This is a genomic window from Mesorhizobium sp. BAC0120, from assembly GCF_033542235.1.
In the GTDB taxonomy this organism is placed as follows: domain Bacteria; phylum Pseudomonadota; class Alphaproteobacteria; order Rhizobiales; family Rhizobiaceae; genus JAWRCU01.
Map to the genome: position 1 here is coordinate 365,913 of NZ_JAWRCU010000006.1, position 21,885 is coordinate 387,797.

Sequence of the window (21,885 nt, forward strand, 5' to 3'; positions counted from 1 at the left end):
CTCACCCCGCCTTGGGCTCGTCGTAACGGATGCGGATGTGCTTAAAATTCAGGTATTCAAGCATGCCCTCACGGCCGTGCTCGTAGCCCACGCCACTCTGCTTGCGGCCGCCATAGGGCGCGTTCATGATGCCTGCGTCGACATTGTTCACGGCGACGTTGCCATAGTCGAGTCGGCTCGACAGGTAACGGATCTCGTCCGCGTCCTTGGCATAGACATAGGAAGCGAGGCCGTAGGGCGTGTCGTTGGCGAGTTCGACGGCTTCATCCAGATTGTCGAAAGCCATGACGCCGACCAATGGCCCGAAAGTCTCTTCCGTCATCACCTTCATCGCGTGCGTGCAGTCGGAAACGACTGTCGGACGGAAGAAGTGGCCGCGCGAAAAAGCCTCGCCCTCCGGGGCACGCCCGCCGGCAATGAGCTTTCCACCCCTGGCCAGGGCGTCGGCCAGGTGATCCATGGTTTTGTTCAAAGGTTCGGCCGACGCCATGGCGCCGACATCGGCATCCGGCGTGTCGATGCCGTTCCCGACCACCAGCCGGTCGGCCGCCTCGCCGAGGCGGCACACGAAGGTCTCGGCGACCGGCCGCGCGACATAGATGCGATTGATGGCAATACAGATCTGCCCCATGTTGCGGAAGGAACGCCGCACCGCTCCCTTGACCGCAGCATCCAGATCCGCCGATGCCGTAACGATCAACGGGCAATTGCCGCCGAGCTCGAGCGACAGGCGCTTGATCGTCGTGCAGGAGCGCTGGATCTGCAGGCCAACCCTGCTCGACCCGGTGAAGGCGATCTTGTCCACGTCGGGATGCTCGACCAAGGCCTGCCCCACCTCGGCTCCGGAGCCGGTGAGGACGTTGACCACACCGGCGGGGATGCCCGCCTTTTCAGTCATCTTGGCAATAGCAAGTGCTGTGAAGGGAGTGAGTTCAGCCGGCTTGATGACGATGGTGCAGCCTGCAGCCAGCGCGGCGCAAAGCTTCCACCCGATCAGCTCGGCCGGATAGTTCCAAGGCGTGATGGCGCCTACCACTCCGATCGGCTCGCGCACGACCAGGCTATCGATATCGGTCGTGGTATTGGGGACAATCTCGCCATGGATGCGGACCGCCTCTTCGGCGTAGAAGTGGCACGCCTCGGCCAGCTTCAGGATCTCGCCCTTGGCCTCGTTGAGCGGCTTGCCCTGCTCCAGCGTCATGATGCGGGCCATCGCGTCCGCCTCGGCCGCAATATTGTCGCCGAGCGCGTGCAATGCTCTGGACCGCTCCAATGGCGCTCGTCGCGACCAGGTCTTGAACGCCTTGCGAGCCGCGGCGACGGCTTGATCGACCTCGCGGGGCGTCGCCGCAGCGACATGGCCGATCACTTCCCTTGTGGCCGGATTTTCGACAGCAATATGTGCGCCTTCGCCGCGGCGCCACGAGCCGTCGATAAAGAGCCGTTCGACGAGGTCCTGCAACACGGGACGATGCTCCTCTAAGCCTTGCCGGCCGCCAGTCTCGACTGCCGGCGGAGGGGATAATATAGAAATACTACATGCGCAACACCCTTCACTGAAGCGCGGTCATGTGCCCCGTTTCGTCAGGCGCATGGCTCAACCTGTTGATAATTTGATCACGAGAAACTCGGAGCGAGTGCGATAGCCTTGCACACGGGAAAGCCATGAAGCCATCCCGGTTCGGGCTTTGGCCAAAATAGTAGTTATACTATGAGTCAACCTCCGCTCGCGTACCCCGCTTTGTCAATGCCTCAGACGTGCCCTTCAGAGAAGAGTGACGATCCGATCTCCGAAACCGATCGGCTGGGGTCGCGTTCATCCCAAGAGCGGGCGACACCAATGGAGCAGCGCAATGCCTAGCAAGGAAGAGTGGATCAAGCAGCGCGCGCGAGAGCTTTGGGAGCGCGAAGGCCAACGACCCGAGGCCGAGCAGGAATGCTGGGACAAAGCCGTCCATGAATATGAGGCGGCGAGTTCGGAGAGTGAGCACGGGCCCGCAAATACGGATCCGACCGTCGGTTCAGGTTCGGATCCCACGCGAGAGACCTGATAGCCTCGCCCGCCCACAATGATGGATGCTCACATGTTGGCGAGCATGCGCCATCAAGTTGCAATTGCCGCGACGCTGAAGCGCAGACGGATAAGCCCAGGTTGGAGAATTGGCTGCCGTTGCGAGCAGCATCGCTCACACCAGCGGCAGATCGCGAACGCCGCGACTGCCACGGCGGGTCAAGCACCAGAACACGAGACCGGCTGCGCTGAAGGTGGCCCCGAGAATGGCGACCCCGGGCCAACCTAGAAAAGCATAGATCGTCGTTGCCGAGATCGCGCCGATGCCGCTGCCTATGGAATAAAACACCATATATCCACCCACGAGGCGGCTTTGGGCTTCGGGATGCGCAGCAAGGATGAGGCTCTGATTGGTCACGTGGACAGCTTGCACGGACAGATCGAGCAAGATGACGCCGATCGCGAGAGCAATCAGCGAGGAATGCAGGAGCGCGATCGGCAGCCAGGAACAGGTCAAAAGAGCCAGCGCGATTCCGGTCGTCGATTGTCCAAGTCCACGGTCAGCAAGACGGCCCGCACCGCCGGCGGCGAGAGCGCCTGCCAGTCCGGCCAGGCCGAAAAGACCGATCTCTGTATGCGACAAGAACAGGGGCGTTGCGCTCAGCGGCAGGACCAGTGAGGTCCACAGTGTGCTGAAGCTCGCGAAGATCAGAAGCGCCAAGACGGCACGGCCCCTGACGAGCCGATCACGCAGGAACAGCGTCGGTATTGAGCGCAATATAGCTCCGTAGCTTTCGGAGGTTGGCTTGGTGGCATTGCGCGGCAGGAGACAGGCGAGCAACGCGCTCATGACGAATGTCAGCAGAGCGGAGGTGAGATAAACAGACCTCCAGCCACCGAGATCGGCGATAACCCCTGACACGAAGCGGGCGGAGAGAATTCCGATCACGACACCGCTGGTGACAAGACCCACGGCGCGCCCGCGTTGGGACGGCGTGGAGAGCGTTGCAGTAAAGGCGACGAGAACCTGCACCACCACGGCCAGCAGTCCAACCACGATCATCCCAGCGAACAGCACGCCCACATGGTGCGCCGTGCCAACAAATACGAGCGCCACCGCCGACAGGAAGGTTTGAGCGACGACGAGCTTGCGGCGATCGACGAGATCGCCGAGCGGCACGATGAAAACAAGACCGAGCGCATAGCCCGCCTGCGTCAGCATAACGACAAGTCCGATCGAGGCAGGGCTGATCGCGAAGGCGGCAGCCATCGAATCGAGCAAGGGTTGAGCGTAGTAGATATTGGCGACACTCATCCCGCATGTGACTGCAAACACAAGCAACAGGCCTCGGGTCACTCCGTAGGGCGAGCCGTGCTGGTGTGATCCGGCGACGATTGTCCCGGTTGCCCCGCCCGCTGCTTCCGTCATGCTCACGCGACCTCATACCAAAAATTAGTCCTATATTGAGACCACTTGCGTTTCACCAAGTCTAGTTCTATTTTAGAACCAGTTTTGCGATGGTAGGTTGGAGGACGCCCGGTGGCGAAGCGGATCAGTTTGGCAGACGCGGATTGCCCAGTCGCTCGCGCTTTGGATGTCATCGGCGACTGGTGGTCGTTGCTGATCATCCGCGACGCCTTCGACGGTGTGCGGCGCTTTAGCGACTTCCAGTCGGGACTGGGCATCGCCAAGGGAATGTTGTCAACGCGACTCCGCGATCTTGTCGAGCGCGGCGTGCTCACGACGGAGCCGGCCTCGGACGGGAGCGCCTATCGGGATTACGTCCTGACGGAGCGGGGCCGCAGCCTGTTCCTTGTTCTCGTCGCGCTTCGCCAATGGGGGGAAGGTCATTTATATCGGGAAGGCGAGCGTCACTCGCTGCTTGTGGATACCGCAAAGAGCGAGCCTGTCGCTCGGCTGGAACTTCGGTCGAGGGATGGGCGCGTGCTCCGCTGGACTGACACGCGCGTCCGGAAGGTCGACGAAAAATCTGAACTGCCCGGACGCAAAGCCGTTGGTCGAACCAAGGTAAAGGACCTCACGCGAAACGCGCGAGATTGACGGATTGCGGCAACCATTTCGGCCTCATGGACGAGGATCCATCTCCGCACCTATCCTGGCCTGCGGTTGTGATGCGCGAACACATGATCATATTGCGTTCAGCGCCGCGCTGACGCGCTCACGTGTAAGCGGCAGGTCGAAGAGCCGTTTGCCGATCGCGTTGCGAACGGCGTTGCTTACCGCCGCCGAAGTCGGGCCTTGTGCTGCCTCGCCGGTTCCCAGGAAAGGCTGGCCAGGCTGGTCGATGACGTGCACGTCGACGCTGTCCGGAACACTTGCAAAGCGCAGGATCGGATAGCTCGACCAGTCTATGCTCGTGATCCGTGTCCTGTCGAAGGTCACCGCCTCGTAAAGCGTCCAGCTGATCGACTGTAGAATGCCGCCTTGCGTCTGGTTGCGGATGCCGTCCGAGTTGACGGCCTGGCCGCTGTCGATCGCCGCGACGGCGCGCACAACGCGGATGCGTCCGGTTTCCCGCTCGATCCCGACCTCCACGGCAACCGCCAGATAGGCGGCATGGTTCTTGTAACGGGCGAACGCAAAGCCTTTGCCACGATCGGCGCCCAGATCGCCTTTCCTCCAATCGAACTTCTCTGCGGCAAGCTTCACCACGCCCTGCGCGCGCGGATCGTCCAGGTGAGTCAGCCGGAACTCTACCGGGTCGCGATTGGCCTTCAGCGCCAGCTCGTCGATCGAGCTCTCGATCGCGAATACGTTGGCGTAGGCGCCGAGAGAGCGAAGAGCTGAAACGCGGACGGGCATGTCCGGCAGGAAGTGCCACAGCACCCTTTTGTTCGGGATCGTATAGAGCGGATCGGCGTTGCGGTCGCCATTGCCGGACGGCGTGATCTCCATCTTCGCCGGCTGCGGCGTCGCCGGGTTCCCCTTGTGGCGCGCCGCAATCAGGGCGCCCGCACCGCCGGGTCGTGTCGAGTGCGTGTTGCTCCAGACGTCGAGCGCCCAGCTGTCGATCTTGCCACTGTCGACTGAGGCCCGCACTTTCACCACCATCGCAGGGCCGAACGGCTCCCAGGCATGTTCCTGCTCGCGCATCCACTGCACACGCACCGGCCGGCCGGGCAGCTTCGAAGCGATCAGGGCAGCATCGCCAGCCGCATCATCGGCGCCGTTGTGGCCGTAGCAGCCCGAGCCTTCCATATGGATGACCCGCACCCGCTCTGCGGCATCGACAGCATTCCGGCAATCGCGCCGCGATCGGGAAACACACCTTGCGTATGGGACCAGACGGTGAGGCCTCGGGCTTCGTCCATCAGCGCAACAGCACAGGAAGGGCCGATCGATCCGTGAATCTGATAGGGCCGCGTGAAGGTCGCCTCGAAACTCTCGCCCCGGAAGGACGGGTTTCCGGCCTCGGCCACCGTTCCGACCTCGCGCGCCAGTCCTTGCAGGACGTTCGGCAGGTCGGCCTCGTCAGGCAGGGCTTGGGTTTCGTTCCATTTGGCCGCGGCGGCGAGCGCGCGCATGGCGACGATCGCCTGATATTCCTTATTGGCCACGACGGCGAGGAAATTGCCGTCGCGGATCACCGAGACAACGCCCGGCATCGCCTGAATCGGGTGGGTATCGAGCTCGGCAAGCTTGGCGCCATAGCTCGGGGGCCGAACGACGCGCGCATGCAACATGCCGTCGAGCCTGAGGTCCTGTACATAGGCGACGGCGCCGGTCACCTTGCCGGGGATATCGACCCTGCGAAGCTCCTTGCCGATCACGCGCAAGGCATCCGGCTGCTTGAGCGCCGAGCTCGGCTTCGCCTCGACATGCAGGTTGAGACCCGCGGCGAGCTCGCCGTAGCTCACGGAGCGGCCATCGGAGGTCTTGATCGCTTTTTCTTGCGCCTTCAGCTCGGCCACAGCAACGCCGAGCCGTGGCGCAGCCGCCGCAACCAGCAATTCGCGGACCTGCGCGGCCGCGTTGCGGATGGCGGTGCCGCTGTTCTGCATGGACTGGCTGCCGGCGGTAAAGCCTTCGTTGGGCGTGCGGCCGGTATCGGCGGTAATCAGCTCGATCTCGGCGGGTCCAACATCCAGTTCTTCGGCAGCGCATTGCAGCAGCGCCGTGCAAATGCCCTGGCCAAGTTCCGCCTTGCCGGTGAACACGGTGATCTTCCCTTCCGCGTCGATGCGAATCCAGGAATCGAGGAAACGATCGCCATCCAGACTGCCGGGCAGTTTCTGAGGCGATGCCGGAGGCGCAGACTCCTGACCATAGGCGCCGCCGATCGAGAAGGCGACGACGAGCGCGCCGCCGGCCTTGAGCAGGCTGCGGCGGCTGAGGTTTGGATTGGCGTTCATCAGCCTGCCCTGTCCTTCAGTTGACCCGCGGCGGACTTCATCAACTCGCCGGCGCGGCGGATCGCGGCCAGGATGCGCATATGCGTTCCGCATCGGCACAAATTCGTCCGCAGCGCTTCGCGGATATCGGCATCGGTCGGGCTGGTGTTCTTCTGCAGCAGCGCCTGCGCGCGCATCATCATGCCGGGAATGCAATAGCCGCATTGCGCCGCCTGCATCTCCATGAATGCCGTCTGGATCGGCGCCGGCGCGTCGAGCGTGCCCAGACCTTCGAGCGTCGTGATCTTGCGGCCTGCGAGAGCCAGAATCGGCGTCACACAGGACAGCACCGCCTCTCCGTCCACGATCACCGTGCACGAGCCGCATTGTCCAAGCCCGCAGCCATATTTGGCGGCATTCAGCTTGAGATCGTCGCGCAGCACGTAGAGGAGCGGCGTTGCCGGATCCGCATCGACCTCATGTGCTGCGCCATTGATCTCGAGTGTCAGGCTCATGATCAGTCCTCCGCACCTACATTGACCGGGGCCCTTTCGATGCCCTCGGCCGGCCGCACGAGGACCTTGTATTCGCCGCTGCGGGTTCTCCTTGCCATCTCGGCGACGCCCTGCCAGGGCTCACGACCGGAAAACCGCGCACGCATATAGGCGAGGAGATCGGCAATTTGATGATCGCTGAGTGCGCCGGCAAAGGAAGGCATAACCGGGCTGGCTTCGCCGTCGGCCGGCGGCAAGCCGAAAAGCGTGACGTTGATGATGTTCTGCGGGTTGGGCGCATTGACAGCCGTGCTCAGGCGGAAGTCCAGTCCGCCATAAGGAGGTGGGCGCCCGCTCTCGTGACAGGTCGCGCAGGCAGCCGCATAGATGGCTGCGCCCGGCATGTCCTCGTGCGGCGCGGCCGAGACCTGGGTGCCGTTCTCTGTGGAAGAAGCGCCGCGGCCGGCACCTATTTCCCGGCGCAGACGGTCCGCGGCCGCTTTGCGCTCCGCGTCGGGGGCGCCCATCCCGTCAACCACATATGCGGCGATCGCATCGATGTCGCTGTCGGGCAGGGCCGACAAATTTCCGGTCACTTCCGCCATCGGCCCCCGCGAGACACCGTGCAGCTCGTGCCAGCCATGGCGCAGGTAGAAGGCCATCGACTCCCTGTCCCACGGGATAGGTGTGTGCGAGCTCTGATCGATTGCGTAGGCCTGCCAGCCTTCCGCCTCGCCGCCGGAAAAGCGCCTCGCTTTGTCTTCGGCGCCGAGACGATTGCGGGGCGTGTGGCAGGCGCCGCAATGGCCCAGCCCGCGGGCGAGGTAGGCGCCGCGATTCCATGTCTCGTCCCTGGAGAGATCCGGTTGGAACGGGCCCGAACTGAGGAAGAGCAGCTTCCAGGCTGCAACGAACGGTCGGAACTGTAGCGGGAAGACAAGCTCGTTGGCTCGCGGCTCGGATTTCACAGGCTCGCGGGTCATGAGGAAGGCATAGAGGGCGCTATTGTCCTCGTCCGTCACCAGCGTGAAGTGATCGTAGGGAAACGCCGGATAAAGATGCCGCCCCTTCCGATCGACACCCTCGCGCATGGCGCGACCGAATGCAGCCTCCGTCCAGGTGCCGATCCCCGTTTCCGGGTCTGGCGTGATATTGGTCGAGTATATCGTGCCGAACGGCGTCGGGACCGCAAGCCCCCCGGCGAAGGCCTTGCCGCCGGGAACGGTGTGGCACGCGATACAATTTCCCAATGCGGCGAGTGCCCTGCCGTGCGCGATCAAGGTCGGATCGAAGTTCGTAGCGATCTGCTGGGCCGGGATCTCCCGGCGCCAGGCCAGCGCACCAAAAGCCGCGGCCGCAACGACGACGATGGCGATGAGAACCGCGAAGATTTTTTTGCCGCGCATTTGCTTCCGGGATCGTCAGGCACGGGAACGACCCGCGGGCGTATTCGTTCCGGCTGTCAGGCCGTCAACCGTTAGTTGTGTGGTGGTCAGCCATCCAGGCAAACCGCGGGATCTCTATTTCGCCCGAAGGGGGCTGACGGGGTTGTCCGTCACTTTCGAGCTGTGTGCGCGACTGTCAAAGCCGCAATCCCGGCAAACCAAAAAGTCATCGGCGTTGACTGTCAGCAATTTGTAGCCGTGCTCGATCGCCTGGGCCGCGATCCACAGATGGTTATAGCGTGGCCGGGGCGAAGGTCCGGCCTGCTTGGCGGCTGCAGCGAGCACGCCAAAGGCGGCGGCCGTATGCTTCGTGACGCCCAGTACTGGCCTGCTCTCTACCTGCCGCAAATAAGCAGCGCGCACTGCACGCTCGGCGGGAACGCGGCAGGCCTCTACCCCGAATCTCAATTCGCCCAAGCTGATCGCCGACGTAAAGACAGAAGCCTCTCCAGAGGCCGCGATTACCGCTTGCTGATCAACTTGGCCAGCGGCGAGCCCAAGCCAGATACAGCTATCGAAAATCACTCCCAGGGATCGCGTATCGCTTCGTCGAACGCTCCACGACTTTCCTTGCGCCAAGCGGCGGCCTGTGCCGCCGTCATGACAGGTTGTAACCCGGCGAGCGCCTGGGTCGCAGTCATGACGCGCTCGGGCGGGGCAATCCGGGCGATTACCGTGTGGTTGCGTTCAACCATCACAACTTCGCCTCTGCCCGCGACCATGTCCAGAATCTCGCGCGTGTTCCGTGCCAACTCCGTAGCGCTGACGGTTTGCATGGGCCCTTACCCCGCATTTGTGTAACAACACATATAGCGCACAATGATGCGCTTGGTTAAGGCACACGACTTGCCCTCAGCTGACAGGTGGGTACGGTTGTATTGACCCGTCACGATCTCCAGCCTGAGCGATTTCCCAATTCTGGAATGTCCGAACTCAGGTTAGCACCGGCCCGCGGACAAGGCCATCGAATCGTACACGCATGGCGTGCCCTCGCCAAAGCGGTTCGGGCGGAATGATGTAGTCGGGGTCGAAGGCATCATCGGCGCTCGCGAACGCCACCGACGCGAAGTACCCGACCTTCCCAAGCGATGCACAGGATTCGGCGATGCGCTCCCAATCTGCCGGCGGGCCCGCCGCCGGGGCCGGGTACCGCACCGCCCGCACAACGACCCATTCCGGCTCGCTGTCGCCGACGAACCAGACCGAGGGCTCGATTTCGGGGTTGCCGCTCCACGACATCAGTTCCTTTCCGGCCCCTGTCAAATGTTCCCGCACGACCTGGACGGCGGCATCGTGGACCTCCCAATCCGTCATCTCGATGCGTTCATCGCTCACGAGCGCGACCGGATCGACCGGCAACTCGGTGAGAGCGCTCAGCAGTCCCCAGCCGGATGCTTCGGTTGTCCATTTGCCGGCGTGACTGCGCATCGGCATGACGCAGGCGTGTCCGTTGCAGCCTTCGGCGATGCGCGCGAGCCCCCTTCGGCTGCCGGGCACATCAAGCTCGTCATCCACATCCTCGATCCGAACGAAGAAAAGCTGATTGCCGAGGCGGAAGGACAAGTGCTCCAGATAGGGCGGCGTGAGCGTCGCCTTGAGCCAGCTTATCGGTCCCTGCGCCTGCGCCTGAATGTGCTGCCCGGCAGCCTGCCAACAGCGTGCAAACTCGCCCGAAATTTCGGGTGTTTCGATCTTGTACATGGCCTTGATTTCCCCCACGAATAGACCGCAATCTACCGTTTTCGCCTGCGGAAGTCGCGGATAGCGTGCGTAAACTGCTGAATGGACACGCCGGTACCTTTCGGCCGGCGAGGCGGTGGGGGTAGTTGAGGATAGGTCGGCGGGACAGCGCCCCCCTCTGTCCTGCCGGACATCTCCCGCACAAGGGGGGAGATTGGCAGTCTTCGAGGGTTTCGCCAATCTCAAACGCAGGCGATCGGCGAAATCCAATCGGCAGTCCCATCTCCCCCTTGTGGGGGAGATGTCCGGCAGGACGGAGGGGGGCAACGTAGGGCGCTATTTTTCCGCTGTCCCCTCTACGGAGAGCCGCTCAATCCTGAGTTCCGATGCAGCATCATGCGCCGAAAGCTCATCGAGATATGAGCTCTCCTGATGTGGCCGATCGATTCCCAATCACCGATCTCGGCGGCAGCAAGTACCTCCATCATCTCGCGGCGGAAGGCGGTGAATTCCTCCACAAGGCCTAGTTGCGGCATCATCTTCAGCACGACGCGCGCGACTTGGAAGTAGAGGCGCTCGGTGATCTCGCGCAGCGGCTGGTTTCCGGTCATCGCGGTGAGCTCGTAGAAGAAGTCCATGTTGAGGCGCAGGAACGCACGCTGATCCGGATTGAGCATATCGGCGTCGCAGCGCTTGATCAGAGCGCGGATGCGGTCGAGATCCTCGACCGTGCGCGGGATCGGCGAAAGCTTGCCGACCAGTTCCGCCAATTCCAGCCGCAGGTGATAGACCTGCTGCAGTTCCTCGACGTCGACATCGGTGACTATGGTGCCGACGCCATGAACGGACTGGACCAGACCCTCGGCTTCGAGCCGCGCCAGTACACGGCGGACGGGCGTGCGGCTGATCTCGAATTCCTTGGCCAGCTCCTCCTCGGAGAGATGGGTTCCCGGCGGATAGTCGAGCAGACAGATCCGGTCGCGCAGTATGAGGTAAATGCGCTCGAAGCGTTCACGGGCCGACGGCGGGCGCGGCTGGGGCTGCGCCGCATCCGGCACAGCGTCCTCATCAAAGCTCATCCTGCCTCCAGGACGGCGCGCAGGAACTGACGCGTCCGGTCGTTCTTGGGGGAACCGAACAGCTCGTTCGGAGGTCCCTGCTCGCAGATCTTGCCGCCATAGAAGAAGCAAACCCGATCCGAGAACTCCTTGGCGAAGCCCATCTGGTGCGTGACCATGAGCATCGTCAGGTCGTGCTCGCGCCCGAGCTGCCTGATCACCTGCAGCACTTCACCGACAAGCTCGGGATCGAGCGCCGAGGTCACCTCGTCGAACAGCATGATCTTGGGGCGCATGGCACAGGCGCGGGCGATGGCGACACGCTGCTGCTGGCCGCCGGAAAGCTGCGAGGGATAATGCCCCTTCTTCTCCGAAAGCCCGACCATGTCGAGCAGTTGGGCCGCTCGCTCCTCCGCGTCCTTGCGCTTCATGCCGAGCACCGTCATCGGCGCCTCGATGCAGTTCTGCAGGGCCGTCATGTGCGGGAACAGGTTGAACGACTGGAAGACCATGCCGATCTTGGCGCGCACACGGCGGATATGGCCGAGGTCTGCCGGGACGAGCGTTCCGTTCTTCTTCATGTGCGTGAGCGGCTCGCCTTCGACCCAGATGACGCCGTCGTTGATCTTCTCCAGCGTCATGAGCATGCGCAGCACAGTGGTCTTGCCGGAACCCGAAGGGCCGATGATGGAGACCTTTTCGCCGCGGGCGATGTCGAGATTGAGCCCGTCGAGAACGGTGAGCGCGCCGTAGCGCTTCGATACGTTATCGAAACGGACCATGGGTTCTACCTTCATCGGATGGTTCTCCGGTTGAGCAGGCGTTCGACTGCCCGGATCATTGCGGCCGAGACCAGGCTCATTGCCAGGAAGAACAGCCCGACGAGCGTCATCGGCTCCGTATAGCGGAACGTCTCCGAGCCGATGATCTTGGCCGTCTGCATCATTTCCAGAACAGCGATGGCGGAAAGCAGCGGCGTCTCCTTGAACAGCGCGACGAGATAGTTGCCGAGAGCAGGCACGACCGGCGGGATAGCCTGCGGGATGATGATGTCGCGGAACGTGGTCAATGGTGAGAGGTTGAGGGCGATCGAGGCCTCCCACTGGCCGCGAGGAATATTGTCGAAGCCGGCGCGATAAACCTCCGAGCAATAGGCTGCATAGTGGAGGCCGATCGCCAGCACGCCGGCCGTGAAAGCATCAAGCACGACACCGAATTTCGGGAAGACGAAATAGAGGAAGAATATCTGGATGAGAAGCGGCGTCGAGCGGATCAGCTCAACCAGCACCGAGATCGGCCAGCTTGTCCATGGCACGGCGATGCGGATAACCGCCAGCACGAGTCCGAGCGAAGCGGCGATGACAAATCCCAGCAGCGTCGCCTCGATGGTGACGATCGCGGCGCGCGCGAGGGTAGGCAGTATCTCCAGGACAAAACTCCAATCCCAGATCATACCGCCCTCCCACGAGCGAGACCGACCGACGCCCGCTTTTCCAGCAACCGCATGCCGATGGTGAGCATGAGCGACATGGCGAGGTAGATCAGCAGCACCATCGTGAAGATGGGCACCGTCTTGAACGTGCTCTGGTTCATCTGCTGCGCCTTGAAGGCGAGGTCGGAAAGCGTGATCAACGAGACCAGCGCGGTCGATTTCAGCAATTCGATGAAGAGGTTGCCCCAGGGCGGGATCATCGCCACGAATGCCTGCGGCAGGATGATCCGGCGCAGCATCTGGGCCTGGCTCATATTCAGCGCCGTCGACGCCTCCCATTGCCCGCGCGGAACGGACTGGATCGCGCCGCGCACGCATTCCGACCCGTAGGCGCCGACGTTCAATCCGAGAGCCAGGACCGCGACCGTGAAGGCGTCGAGCAGGATGCCGAACTCCGGCAGCACGAAAAACAGCCAGAAGAGCTGCACCAGCGCCGAGGTGCCTCGGAAAATTTCTACATAGGCCGTGGCGAGCCATCTGAGCGGGAGCGCACCGTAGAGACGGGCGAGCGCGGCGAGCACGCCCATGACCACCGCAAGGATGCTGCCGAGGGCGGCGATTTCCAGCGTGAGCACCGCCCCCTGGAGCAAACCTGGCAAGAAAATGCTGTACGCCTGCTGCGTCGCCAAGAGCGCGACAGCCGCGACGGCAGCGATCAGCATGGCAACGAGCGTGCCGATCCCCATCTGCTTCTCCAGAAAAAGAGGGCGGCACTTTCGCGCCGCCCATCAGCTGGGATCCTATTTACCGGCGCACAGGTCGGCCGTCGTCTTGTTCGGCAGGTAGTCCTTCCCGAAGCCGAACTGCTCGACCAACGCGATGTGCTCGGGCGAGCCGATGAATTTCTTGAGCTCGGCGTTGAATGCTTCCTGAAGATCGGTGTCTTCCTTGCGGAAGCCGAAGCCGCCATGGCCCTTCACCGACTTCCCGGCGACCTCGCCGAACGGCTTGGTCGATTCGACGCCATCGGCCTTCTTGGCCATATCGGCGATCGAAAGCGCCGTCAGTGAGGCGGCATCGGCGCGGCCGGACTGCACTGCGGCGACCAGGCTCGACTGATCAGGCAGAATTACGAGCTGGCCCTCGCCAATGCCGGCGTCCTTCGCATAGCCAGCCTCGACGGCGCCGGCCATCACGGCGAGCTTGAGATCAGGATTGTCCTTGATGCTCGAATAATCCTTGATGCCCTTCGGATTGCCCTTTGTCACCAGCATGGCCTGGCCGATGCCGTAGGAAGGCTCCGAGAAGTTGATCTCGGCGCAGCGCTTTGGATTGATGAACATGCCGGCAGCGATGATGTCGAAACGGCCGGCCTTCAGGCCCGGAATGAGCGAACCGAACTCGGTGAGCACGCCGTCGACCTGTTGGATGCCCATCTTGGCGAGCACCGCCTTGGCGACTTCCGGCGCCTCGCCGGTCAGCTTCCCGTCGGGAGTGGCATAACCGAACGGCGCCTCGTTGGCGAAACCGACGCGGATGTAGCCCTGCGCCTTGGCGCGCTCGAGCGTCGATTCAGCATGCGCCGGGAGCGATGCGAATGAAGTCACGGCAAGCACCAGGGCGGCACCAGCCTTCACAACCATACGGCGAGATATCGTTAACTTGTCCATGAGTTCCCCTTTGGCCTTGCGTTTGCCTTACCCGGATCGACCGTTCGTGAGACGTGTTCACCAGGTTCGATAAGACGTATACAACTCCCCTGGACATCTCGCAAGACAGGATGTAATACCACCAGAAATCCGACCGATATGCGACGTTGGATGACGCAATCGCAGGTTAGTTGTGCACAATTAGTAAGCGAGTGCATGACGTTGCGGAACACTCGCGTTGGGGAAGATGACGGCATCCCGGGGAGAGATGTGAGCGGTCCGAGGGCATTCACGGAAGCCGAATATGCAAGCCGCCTCGCAGGCGTGAAGCAGCGCATGCAGAAGGCCGGTTTCGACGTCATCATCTGCCAGGACCCGGCCAATATGTGCTGGCTGACCGGCTATGACGGCTGGTCCTTCTATGTGCCGCAATGCGTGCTTGTTCACCTCGACGAGGAGCGGCCGATTTGGTTCGGCAGGGCCCAGGACGCGAAGAGCGCTGGGATGACAACCGGCCTGCCCGATCGCAACATCGTTCCTTTCTCCGAACGCTTGGTCCAGCAGCCGGTCGAGCATCCCTATGATGAGCTAGCCGAACTCATCCGCATGCGCGGCTGGGGAAAGTCGCGGATCGGCGTCGAGATGGACGCGCACTATTATGCTGCGCGCTGCCACGCCCATCTCGTCGCGGGCCTGCCGGACGCGCGCTTCGCCAATAACCATGACCTGGTGAACTGGGCCCGCCTGGTGAAGTCCGATGCGGAGCTGGCGCTGATCCGCGAGGCCGGCGAGATCTGCAGTCATGCCATGAACCGCGCCATCGAAAAGATGCGGCCCGGCGTCCCACAGAACCATGTCATCGCCGAGATTTATCATGCGCAGATCATGGGCCTGCCCGGCACCGGCGGCGACTACACCGCGATCTGCCCCCTGATGCCGGTCGGCGAAGGCACCAGCACGCCGCATCTCACCTGGTCCGACGAGCCCTTGCCCGACAGCGGCCTCGCTATCCTGGAGATTGCCGGCGTCAGGAAGCGCTATCACGCCGCGCTAACCAGGACCGTCCATTTCGGCAAGCCGCCCGACGCAATCCTCGATATGGCCAAGGCAATCGTCGAAGCCGTCGATGCCGGCCTCGAAATGGCGAAGCCCGGCAACACCTGCGAGCAGGTCGAAGCCGCGTGGCAGGCCGTGCTCAGGGGGAACGGCCTCAAGAAAGAAAGCCGCGTCGGCTATCCCGTCGGCCTCGCCTATCCGCCCGATTGGGGCGAACGCACAGCGAGTCTCAGGCCGGGCGACACCACCGTGCTCGAGCCCGGCATGTGCTTCCACTTCATGGCCGGCGTCTGGCTCGATGCCTATGGCGTCGCCATTTCGGAATCCTTCGTCATCACCGATAGGGGCGGCGAGCGCCTGTGCGACGTGGCGCGCAAGCTCATCGTCATCGACTGAACGAACCCACACAACGAGGCCGCCTGATGGAGCGCAATCCGTTTTCCGAAGCCGAGATCGCCGCACGCCTTTCGAAGGTCCGGGCGTCGATGGCAGAGCGCGAGCTCGACACCGCGATATTCGCCTCGCCCGAGAACATCTTCTATCTCACGGGGCTCGACCACTGGGGCTATTTCGCGCCGCACCTTTTGATCGTTCCGCTCGAAAGAAAGCCCGTCCTCGTCACGCGCGCGATGGAGAAGGTGACCATCGAGAAGCAGGTTAAGGCGGCGGAGTTCCGCGGCCATACCGATAGCGAAACCGCGGCCGACCTCGCCGCACGCGTTATCGTGGAGCTCGGCCTGTCGGGGGAGCGGATCGGCCTCGAATACTGGACATCCGGGCTGAGCCATGGCCTCGCCTTGAAGCTCGAGGCTCAGGTCGCCGCCAGATGGAGCGATGTCTCCGGGCTGGTGGACAAGATGCGGCTGGTGAAGAGCGCCGAGGAACAGGCGCTCATGCGACAGGCCGCTGAGGTGACGGACGCCACTGCCCAAGCCGCGATCGCGGCGATTTCAGATGGCGCATCCGAGCAGGAAGTCGTTGCACAAGCCATGGCGGCGATGGTTCGGGCCGGCGGTCATGTGCCGGGCTTCGGCCCGTTCATCCGCCCGTCCGCCCGTCTCGGCGAAGAGCACACGACCTGGGGTTCCGGCGTCTATCGCAACGGCGAACCTGTCTTCCTGGAACTCGCAGGCTGCATCTCGCGCTACCACGCGCCGCTCGGGCGGCTCGTCCGCATCGGCAGCATCAGGCAAGAGGATGCGAGAATGGCCGAGGTGACGGCGAAAGCCTTCGACGCCGTCGTTGGGGCAATTCGGCCAGGTGCGAAAGCGCGCGACGTCTATGCTGCCTGGCAGGGCGTCGTCGACGAGGCCGGCCTGTCGCATTATCGCCGGCACCATTGCGGCTATTGCGTCGGGGTCGGCCAGCCGCCGTCCTGGACCGGCGGCAACTCCGTAACGGGGTTGCGGCACGATTCCGATCTCCCGATCGAGACCGGGATGAGCTTCCACATTCTGTCATGGCTGATGGGCACGGGCCGCGGCGACGACTTCATCTCGAACACCGTGCTCCTCACCGAGACGGGTGCTGAAGTACTGACGCGCACGCCGACCGGTCCGATCGTTCGCTAACCCCTCATGGCGCGCTACTCCGCATTCACGCTCTTCCGCAATGCGCTCAGCGGCCACAAGAACTGGCCGCGCGCCTGGCGCGCTGCGGAGCCCAAGCCCTCCTACGATGTGGTCATCATCGGCGGCGGCGGGCACGGCCTTGCGACCGCCTTCTACCTCGCCGAGAACCACGGCATCCGCAACGTCGCCGTGATCGAGAAAGGCTATATCGGCGGCGGCAATGTCGGCCGCAACACCACCGTCATCCGCTCGAACTACCTGCTCGACGGCAACACCCAGTTCTACGAATTCTCGATGAAGCTCTGGGAGGGCATGACGCAGGCGCTGAACTTCAACGTGATGTTCTCGCAGCGCGGCCAGCTCGTGACCGCCCACTCCGCCGACCAGCTCGACGTCTTTGCGCATCGCGCCAACATCATGCGCCTGAACGGCATCGATGCCGATATCCTCGATCGTGAGGATGTTCGCCGGCTCACCCCCTATCTCGACTTCTCTGAGACCGCGCGATTCCCGATCCACGGCGCCATCTTCCAAGGCCGCGCAGGCACCGCCCGCCACGATGCCGTTGCCTGGGGCTATGCGCGTGCGGCCGATGGCCATGGCGTCGCCATCATCCAGAATTGCGAGGTGACCGGCTTCATTCGAGACGGGGAGCGGATCGTCGGCGTGGAGACGACCAAGGGCCGGATCGGCGCCGGCAAGACCGGCATGGCCGTTGCCGGCCACACGTCGGTGCTCGGCAGCAAGGCAGGTCTCGAACTCCCGATCGAAAGCCATGTGCTGCAGGCCTTCGTCACCGAGCCGCTGAAGCCGCTGGTCGATCATGTCGTCGCCTACGGGGCGGACCATTTCTACGTCAGCCAGTCCGACAAGGGCGGGCTGGTCTTCGGCGGCAATCTCGACGGCTACAATTCCTATGCCCAGCGGGGAAACCTCGGTGTGGTCCGTGAGGTAGCGGAAGCAGCCATCGCGCTGATGCCCTCCATGTCGCGACTGCGCATCCTGCGCCACTGGGGCGGCGTCATGGACATGACGCCTGATGCCAGCCCGATCATCTGCCCGACCCCGATCGAGGGCCTCTATCTCAACGGCGGCTGGTGCTACGGCGGCTTCAAGGCAACACCGGCCTCCGGCTGGTGCTTTGCGCACACGATCGCGACCGGGAAGCCGCATCCGCTGGTCGCTCGCTACGGCCTCGACCGCTTCCGCGCCGGCAGCATGATCGACGAGGCCGGCGCCGGCCCATTCGCCTGGCTGCAATAGGGAGCGCGACCGATGCTGCGTATCGAATGCCCATGCTGCGGCCCGCGCGACCATGACGAGTTCCGCTATGGCGGCGACGCCTCCGTTGTCCGGCCGGCACATGACGATCCCGACCCGGAGGCCTGGTATCGCTATGTCTACGTCCGCAAGAACCCTGCCGGCCCGCACCGCGAATTCTGGCAGCATGTGATGGGTTGCCGGCAGTGGCTGGTCGTCGAACGCGATACGCGCAACCACGCCATCTCATCCGTCGTCCTTGCCAGGAGATCGGCATGAGCTCTCAGGTGAGACGGCTGGCGTCGGGCGGGCGTATCGATCGTTCGCAGCCATTCGAATTCAAGTTCGACGGCCGCTCCTTGGCTGGATATCGCGGCGACACGCTCGCCTCGGCGCTGCTCGCCAACGGCGTCACGCTTACCGGCCGCAGCTTCAAATATCATCGGCCGCGCGGCATCTTCTCAGCCGGCCCGGAGGAGCCGAACGCGCTGGTCACGGCCGGCATGGGTAGTCGTCGCGAGCCGAACCTGGCGGCCACGACACTGGAGTTGTCGGACGGCCTGGTGGCCGAAAGCCAGAACCGCTGGCCGTCGCTGGCATTCGACCTGCAGGGTGTGAACAGCCTGTTCGCGCCATTTCTGACTGCCGGTTTCTACTACAAGACCTTCATGGGCCCGACCCGGCGCGCCTGGATGTTCTACGAGCATTTCATCCGCAAGGCGGCGGGCCTCGGAAAGGCGGGTATCGAGCCGGACCCGGATCACTACGAGGTTCGCCACGCCTTTGCCGATGTGGCGGTAGTCGGCGCCGGGCCGGCCGGATTGTCGGCAGCTTGCGCGGCGGCCAAAGCCGGCGCGCGCGTGACGCTGATCGAGCAGGATTTCCTGCTCGGTGGGCAGCTTCTCGGGGAGCGGCCCGAGAGTGCGGCAGCAGCGTGGCTGAGAGAGATCGAGGCCGAGTTGCAAGGGCTCGGGAACGTCACGACCATGACACGAACGGCCGCGTTCGGCGTCTATGACGGCAATGTGCTGGGGCTGGTCGAACGGTGCGCCGACCAGGGTGCCAATGGCGGCGCGCGGCAGGCCCTCACCATTCTTCGCAGCCGTGCCATCGTCTTTGCGGCCGGGGCGATCGAGCGGCCCTTGGTGTTCCCGAACAACGACCGGCCCGGCGTGATGCTTGCCTCGGCGGCCCGGACGTATCTCAACCGCTTCGCAGTCCTGCCGGGACGGAAGGTCGTCGTCGCCACGACGAATGATGGCGGCTGGCGCACGGCGTTCGATCTTGCCGCCGCGGGAGCCGAGGTCGAGGTCGCGGACCTGCGCGCAGAACCGGCACCGGGGCTGCAGGCGGAAGCTGCGCGTCTCGGCATTGCGGGCCGCACGGGCACGCAGATCGCCGGTCTGAAGGGCGGCCATGCGGTCAAGGCAGCAAGGCTTACCGGGTCGGGAAAGGAAACCGAGATTGCCTGCGATCTGGTCTGCGTTTCCGGCGGCTGGTCGCCGACGGTCCACCTTACCTCGCAACTCGGCGTCAAGCCTGTCTATCGCGACGCCATCGACGGATTCGTTCCCGGCAAGCTTCCGGCGGGCCAGTTCGGTGCCGGTTCGATGATGGGCGGCTCGGCAACGAAAGACGCTATCGAGCAAGGCCACCGCGCCGGCATCGAGGCCGCATCATACTGTGGCAAGTCGGTGGCAGTACCCGCCCCTGCCCCGCTGGATCTCGGCGAGACCGCTGCGGCGCCATTCAGGCAACCCTCTTCCTTCGGCCGCGGAAAGGCCTTCGTCGACTTCCAGATGGATGTCACCACGGCCGACATCGCACTCGCCCATCGCGAAGGCTACGAATCCGTCGAGCATCTGAAGCGCTACACCACGCTGGGCATGGGAAGCGACCAGGGCAAGACCAGCAACTTCGCCGCTCTTTCGGCGATGGGTGCGCTCCGCAACGCGACAATTCCAGCCACGGGCACCACGACCTTCCGCCCGCCCTATACGCCGGTCGCGATCGGGGCGCTGGCCGGCCGCGCGGTCGGCCATCACTTCAAGCCGGTTCGCCGCACGCCGATCAATGATTGGCATGTCGCGAACGGCGCCGAGATGCTGGAAGTCGGCCTATGGATGCGCCCCTTTTACTACCGCGCGTCGGGCCGCGACGTGAGCGAGGCCTATGTCGCAGAAATGCGGACCGTGCGCACGACAGCCGGATTGATGGACATCTCCACGCTCGGCAAGATCGACGTGCAGGGCCCCGACGCGGCCATCTTCCTTGACCGCGTCTATGCAAATGGCTTCGCCAAGCAGCCTGTCGGCCGTGCCCGCTACGGCGTGATGCTGCGCGACGACGGCATCGTCTTCGACGACGGAACCACGACGCGGCTCGCGGAACACCGCTTCTTCATGACCACCTCGACGGCCAAGGCCGCCGACGTGATGTCGCGCCTTGAATTCCTGCTCGACACGGTCTGGCCGGACCTGCGCGTCGCCGTGACCTCGGTGACCGACGAATGGGCGGCGATGTCGGTCGCGGGTCCGAGGAGCAGGGAAATCCTGGCTGCGGCTTTTCCGGATCTCGATGTGTCTAATGACGCCCTGCCCCACATGGGGCTCTCGGAGAGCGAGTTCGACGGCCGGGCGCTGCGCATCATTCGCCTCAGCTACTCCGGCGAGCGCGCCTACGAGGTCTATGTCGGCGCAAGCGCTGGCGAGGCCGTCTGGCGCCGCCTCGTCGAGGCCGGCGCGCCGTTTGGCCTCAAGCCTTACGGCGTCGAGGCGCTCGGCGCGCTGCGCGTCGAAAGGGGGCACGTTGCAGGTCCCGAGATCGACGGCCGCACCACGCTCAACGACCTCGGGCTCGGCCGTATGGTTGCGAAACGCTCCGGGTATGTCGGCGAGGTGCTGAGCCGTCGTCCCGCCTTTGAAGCTCCTGACCGCCAACGTCTCGTCGGGCTCGAATGCATCGAAGAAGGAAAGCGCCTGCGCGGCGGCGCGATCCTCTTCCAGCCGGACGAAAAGATGGAGGGCCACGGTCGCGGCCGGGTGACTTCGATCACGTTCAGTCCGGAGCTTGGCCGCTATGTAGGCCTCGCTCTTCTCGCCGGCGGTGCAGCGAGCGAAGGGAACGAGATCATCGCCGTGCATCCGATCAAGGCCGAAACAGTACGCGCCCGCGTCGTCTCGCCGGTGTTTCTCGATCCGAAAGGAGAGCGGCTCCTTGGCTGACACGCATTGCTACCTGCCGATCGAGCCCTGCACCATCCTTCAGGTCGAGGCATGGGACAAAACGCTGCCGGCATTCGAGGCGGAGCTGTCCCGGCAACTCGGCGCCAAGCTGCCGGCTGCTGTCGGCGAAACCGAGTCCTTGGGCGGCTGGGCAATTATCCGCGTTGCGCCGCGCCGGTTCTGGCTAGTGGCCAATGAAAAGGCCCGCCTGTCCTGTTCGATCGAGCCGGAGCTGGGGAGCCAGCTGTGGCTCAGCGAGGGCCGGCTGCGGCTCAGGCTGAGCGGTCCGCACACTTTCGACATCCTGAGGGCATGCGTGGCGATCGACTGGCAGGCCGAGGAGGCGAAGCCCGGGCGCGCCGTCCAGACCAGCTTCCATCATGTGCCGGTGGTGGTGATGCGGACGGCGGAGGATGCGTGTGATCTGCTGGTGCCGCGCAGCTTTGCGCAGAGTTTGGGGGAGTGGGTGGCGGAGGTCGCCGCGCCTTTCGTGACCGGCCAAGGTTTGATCGTAGGCGCTGCCCCTCACCTGCCTGCCGGCATCCTCTCCCCGTGAACGGGGAGAGGGACGACTGCCGCTTGTGTTTCGCCAATCGCCAACGCTGCAGAACAAGCGCCGTCATCGCGGCCGGCGTCCTTCTCCCCGTTTACG

General features: G+C 63.8%; 20 protein-coding genes and 1 pseudogene. 8 read left to right on the forward strand and 13 right to left on the reverse strand.

Annotated features, from left to right (window positions below; genetic code table 11):
* Position 1 precedes the first annotated feature (1 nt).
* Positions 2 to 1,465: an NAD-dependent succinate-semialdehyde dehydrogenase gene (locus SAZ10_RS16960; RefSeq protein WP_318610490.1), complete on the reverse strand. Its 1,464-nt coding sequence runs from the start codon at positions 1,463 to 1,465 to the stop codon at positions 2 to 4.
* Positions 1,466 to 1,853: 388 nt separating this feature from the next.
* Here SAZ10_RS16960 and SAZ10_RS16965 point away from each other — a divergent pair, with 388 nt between their 5' ends.
* Entirely contained in the window at positions 1,854 to 2,051 is a 198-nt protein-coding gene (locus SAZ10_RS16965; RefSeq protein WP_318610491.1) for a DUF2934 domain-containing protein, read from the forward strand.
* A gap of 135 nt (positions 2,052 to 2,186) precedes the next feature.
* Here the strand turns inward: SAZ10_RS16965 and SAZ10_RS16970 are convergent, their stop codons facing one another.
* Positions 2,187 to 3,440 carry an MFS transporter gene (locus tag SAZ10_RS16970; protein WP_412535235.1) on the reverse strand — a complete coding sequence of 418 codons (1,254 nt, stop codon included), beginning with the start codon at positions 3,438 to 3,440 and terminating at the stop codon, positions 2,187 to 2,189.
* Between the two features lie 111 nt (positions 3,441 to 3,551).
* Between SAZ10_RS16970 and SAZ10_RS16975 the strand changes: the two genes are divergently transcribed.
* Entirely contained in the window at positions 3,552 to 4,073 is a 522-nt protein-coding gene (locus tag SAZ10_RS16975; protein ID WP_318610492.1) for a helix-turn-helix domain-containing protein, read from the forward strand.
* A gap of 87 nt (positions 4,074 to 4,160) precedes the next feature.
* On the opposite strand, the pseudogene SAZ10_RS16980 reads toward SAZ10_RS16975, so the two are convergent.
* The 11 genes and pseudogenes from SAZ10_RS16980 to ehuB form a co-directional block, all read right to left on the reverse strand.
* Positions 4,161 to 6,385: pseudogene (locus tag SAZ10_RS16980) on the reverse strand (molybdopterin cofactor-binding domain-containing protein).
* Positions 6,385 to 6,879 carry a (2Fe-2S)-binding protein gene (locus SAZ10_RS16985; protein ID WP_318610493.1) on the reverse strand — a complete coding sequence of 165 codons (495 nt, stop codon included), beginning with the start codon at positions 6,877 to 6,879 and terminating at the stop codon, positions 6,385 to 6,387. Before SAZ10_RS16985 ends, SAZ10_RS16980 begins: the two are co-directional and overlap by 1 nt.
* Before the next feature lie 2 nt (positions 6,880 to 6,881).
* Positions 6,882 to 8,264, reverse strand: coding sequence for a cytochrome c (locus tag SAZ10_RS16990; protein ID WP_318610494.1), 1,383 nt, complete (start codon positions 8,262 to 8,264; stop codon positions 6,882 to 6,884).
* Between the two features lie 114 nt (positions 8,265 to 8,378).
* Positions 8,379 to 8,828, reverse strand: a complete 450-nt coding sequence (locus tag SAZ10_RS16995) for a PIN domain-containing protein (RefSeq protein WP_318610495.1) — start codon at positions 8,826 to 8,828, stop codon at positions 8,379 to 8,381.
* Positions 8,825 to 9,079, reverse strand: coding sequence for a hypothetical protein (locus SAZ10_RS17000; RefSeq protein ID WP_318610496.1), 255 nt, complete (start codon positions 9,077 to 9,079; stop codon positions 8,825 to 8,827). Before SAZ10_RS17000 ends, SAZ10_RS16995 begins: the two co-directional genes overlap by 4 nt.
* Positions 9,080 to 9,236: 157 nt before the next feature.
* On the reverse strand, positions 9,237 to 10,004 hold the full coding sequence (locus tag SAZ10_RS17005; RefSeq protein WP_318610497.1) for a hypothetical protein: 768 nt from the start codon (positions 10,002 to 10,004) through the stop codon (positions 9,237 to 9,239).
* Between the two features lie 335 nt (positions 10,005 to 10,339).
* Positions 10,340 to 11,062: a GntR family transcriptional regulator gene (locus SAZ10_RS17010; RefSeq protein WP_318610498.1), complete on the reverse strand. Its 723-nt coding sequence runs from the start codon at positions 11,060 to 11,062 to the stop codon at positions 10,340 to 10,342.
* Positions 11,059 to 11,838 carry an ectoine/hydroxyectoine ABC transporter ATP-binding protein EhuA gene (gene ehuA, locus SAZ10_RS17015; protein ID WP_318610499.1) on the reverse strand — a complete coding sequence of 260 codons (780 nt, stop codon included), beginning with the start codon at positions 11,836 to 11,838 and terminating at the stop codon, positions 11,059 to 11,061. Before ehuA ends, SAZ10_RS17010 begins: the two co-directional genes overlap by 4 nt.
* A complete protein-coding gene (gene ehuD / locus SAZ10_RS17020; protein WP_318610500.1) occupies positions 11,835 to 12,494 on the reverse strand; it encodes an ectoine/hydroxyectoine ABC transporter permease subunit EhuD in 660 nt (219 codons plus the stop codon). The genes ehuA and ehuD overlap by 4 nt, the downstream gene beginning before the upstream one ends.
* Positions 12,491 to 13,219: an ectoine/hydroxyectoine ABC transporter permease subunit EhuC gene (gene ehuC / locus SAZ10_RS17025; protein ID WP_318610501.1), complete on the reverse strand. Its 729-nt coding sequence runs from the start codon at positions 13,217 to 13,219 to the stop codon at positions 12,491 to 12,493. Before ehuC ends, ehuD begins: the two co-directional genes overlap by 4 nt.
* A 54-nt stretch (positions 13,220 to 13,273) precedes the next feature.
* A complete protein-coding gene (ehuB, locus tag SAZ10_RS17030; protein WP_318610502.1) occupies positions 13,274 to 14,143 on the reverse strand; it encodes an ectoine/hydroxyectoine ABC transporter substrate-binding protein EhuB in 870 nt (289 codons plus the stop codon).
* A 249-nt stretch (positions 14,144 to 14,392) separates the two neighbouring features.
* Between ehuB and SAZ10_RS17035 the strand changes: the two genes are divergently transcribed.
* From SAZ10_RS17035 to SAZ10_RS17060, 6 genes are read left to right on the forward strand one after another with little or no spacing between them, the layout of a single operon-like run.
* Entirely contained in the window at positions 14,393 to 15,574 is a 1,182-nt protein-coding gene (locus tag SAZ10_RS17035) for a M24 family metallopeptidase (protein WP_318610503.1), read from the forward strand.
* Between the two features lie 26 nt (positions 15,575 to 15,600).
* Complete coding sequence (locus SAZ10_RS17040) at positions 15,601 to 16,749, forward strand: Xaa-Pro peptidase family protein (RefSeq protein WP_318610504.1); 1,149 nt, start codon at positions 15,601 to 15,603, stop codon at positions 16,747 to 16,749.
* Positions 16,750 to 16,755: 6 nt separating this feature from the next.
* Positions 16,756 to 18,012, forward strand: a complete 1,257-nt coding sequence (locus tag SAZ10_RS17045; protein ID WP_318610505.1) for a sarcosine oxidase subunit beta family protein — start codon at positions 16,756 to 16,758, stop codon at positions 18,010 to 18,012.
* Positions 18,013 to 18,024: 12 nt separating this feature from the next.
* The gene (locus tag SAZ10_RS17050; RefSeq protein WP_318610506.1) at positions 18,025 to 18,288 is read left to right on the forward strand and encodes a sarcosine oxidase subunit delta; all 264 of its coding nucleotides are present in this window, start codon (positions 18,025 to 18,027) and stop codon (positions 18,286 to 18,288) included.
* Positions 18,285 to 21,233 (forward strand): sarcosine oxidase subunit alpha family protein, encoded by a 2,949-nt coding sequence (locus tag SAZ10_RS17055; protein WP_318610507.1) that lies wholly within the window; start codon positions 18,285 to 18,287, stop codon positions 21,231 to 21,233. The genes SAZ10_RS17050 and SAZ10_RS17055 overlap by 4 nt, the downstream gene beginning before the upstream one ends.
* Positions 21,226 to 21,789: a sarcosine oxidase subunit gamma gene (locus SAZ10_RS17060; protein ID WP_318610509.1), complete on the forward strand. Its 564-nt coding sequence runs from the start codon at positions 21,226 to 21,228 to the stop codon at positions 21,787 to 21,789. The genes SAZ10_RS17055 and SAZ10_RS17060 overlap by 8 nt, the downstream gene beginning before the upstream one ends.
* The last annotated feature ends 96 nt before the right edge of the window (positions 21,790 to 21,885 follow it).

Excerpts from the sequence above, each read along its gene's own strand:
- SAZ10_RS17045 (WP_318610505.1), top strand. The coding sequence starts at position 16,756 with ATGGCGCGCTACTCCGCATTCACGCTCTTCCGCAATGCGCTCAGCGGC.
- SAZ10_RS17040 (WP_318610504.1), top strand. The coding sequence starts at position 15,601 with ATGGAGCGCAATCCGTTTTCCGAAGCCGAGATCGCCGCACGCCTTTCG.
- SAZ10_RS16965 (WP_318610491.1), top strand. The coding sequence starts at position 1,854 with ATGCCTAGCAAGGAAGAGTGGATCAAGCAGCGCGCGCGAGAGCTTTGG.
- SAZ10_RS16990 (WP_318610494.1), bottom strand. The coding sequence starts at position 8,264 with ATGCGCGGCAAAAAAATCTTCGCGGTTCTCATCGCCATCGTCGTCGTT.
- SAZ10_RS16970 (WP_412535235.1), bottom strand. The coding sequence starts at position 3,440 with ATGACGGAAGCAGCGGGCGGGGCAACCGGGACAATCGTCGCCGGATCA.
- SAZ10_RS17005 (WP_318610497.1), bottom strand. The coding sequence starts at position 10,004 with ATGTACAAGATCGAAACACCCGAAATTTCGGGCGAGTTTGCACGCTGT.
- SAZ10_RS17000 (WP_318610496.1), bottom strand. The coding sequence starts at position 9,079 with ATGCAAACCGTCAGCGCTACGGAGTTGGCACGGAACACGCGCGAGATT.
- ehuD (WP_318610500.1), bottom strand. The coding sequence starts at position 12,494 with ATGATCTGGGATTGGAGTTTTGTCCTGGAGATACTGCCTACCCTCGCG.
- ehuC (WP_318610501.1), bottom strand. The coding sequence starts at position 13,219 with ATGGGGATCGGCACGCTCGTTGCCATGCTGATCGCTGCCGTCGCGGCT.
- SAZ10_RS17010 (WP_318610498.1), bottom strand. The coding sequence starts at position 11,062 with ATGAGCTTTGATGAGGACGCTGTGCCGGATGCGGCGCAGCCCCAGCCG.
- SAZ10_RS17050 (WP_318610506.1), top strand. The coding sequence starts at position 18,025 with ATGCTGCGTATCGAATGCCCATGCTGCGGCCCGCGCGACCATGACGAG.
- SAZ10_RS16985 (WP_318610493.1), bottom strand. The coding sequence starts at position 6,879 with ATGAGCCTGACACTCGAGATCAATGGCGCAGCACATGAGGTCGATGCG.
- ehuB (WP_318610502.1), bottom strand. The coding sequence starts at position 14,143 with ATGGACAAGTTAACGATATCTCGCCGTATGGTTGTGAAGGCTGGTGCC.
- SAZ10_RS17055 (WP_318610507.1), top strand. The coding sequence starts at position 18,285 with ATGAGCTCTCAGGTGAGACGGCTGGCGTCGGGCGGGCGTATCGATCGT.
- ehuA (WP_318610499.1), bottom strand. The coding sequence starts at position 11,838 with ATGAAGGTAGAACCCATGGTCCGTTTCGATAACGTATCGAAGCGCTAC.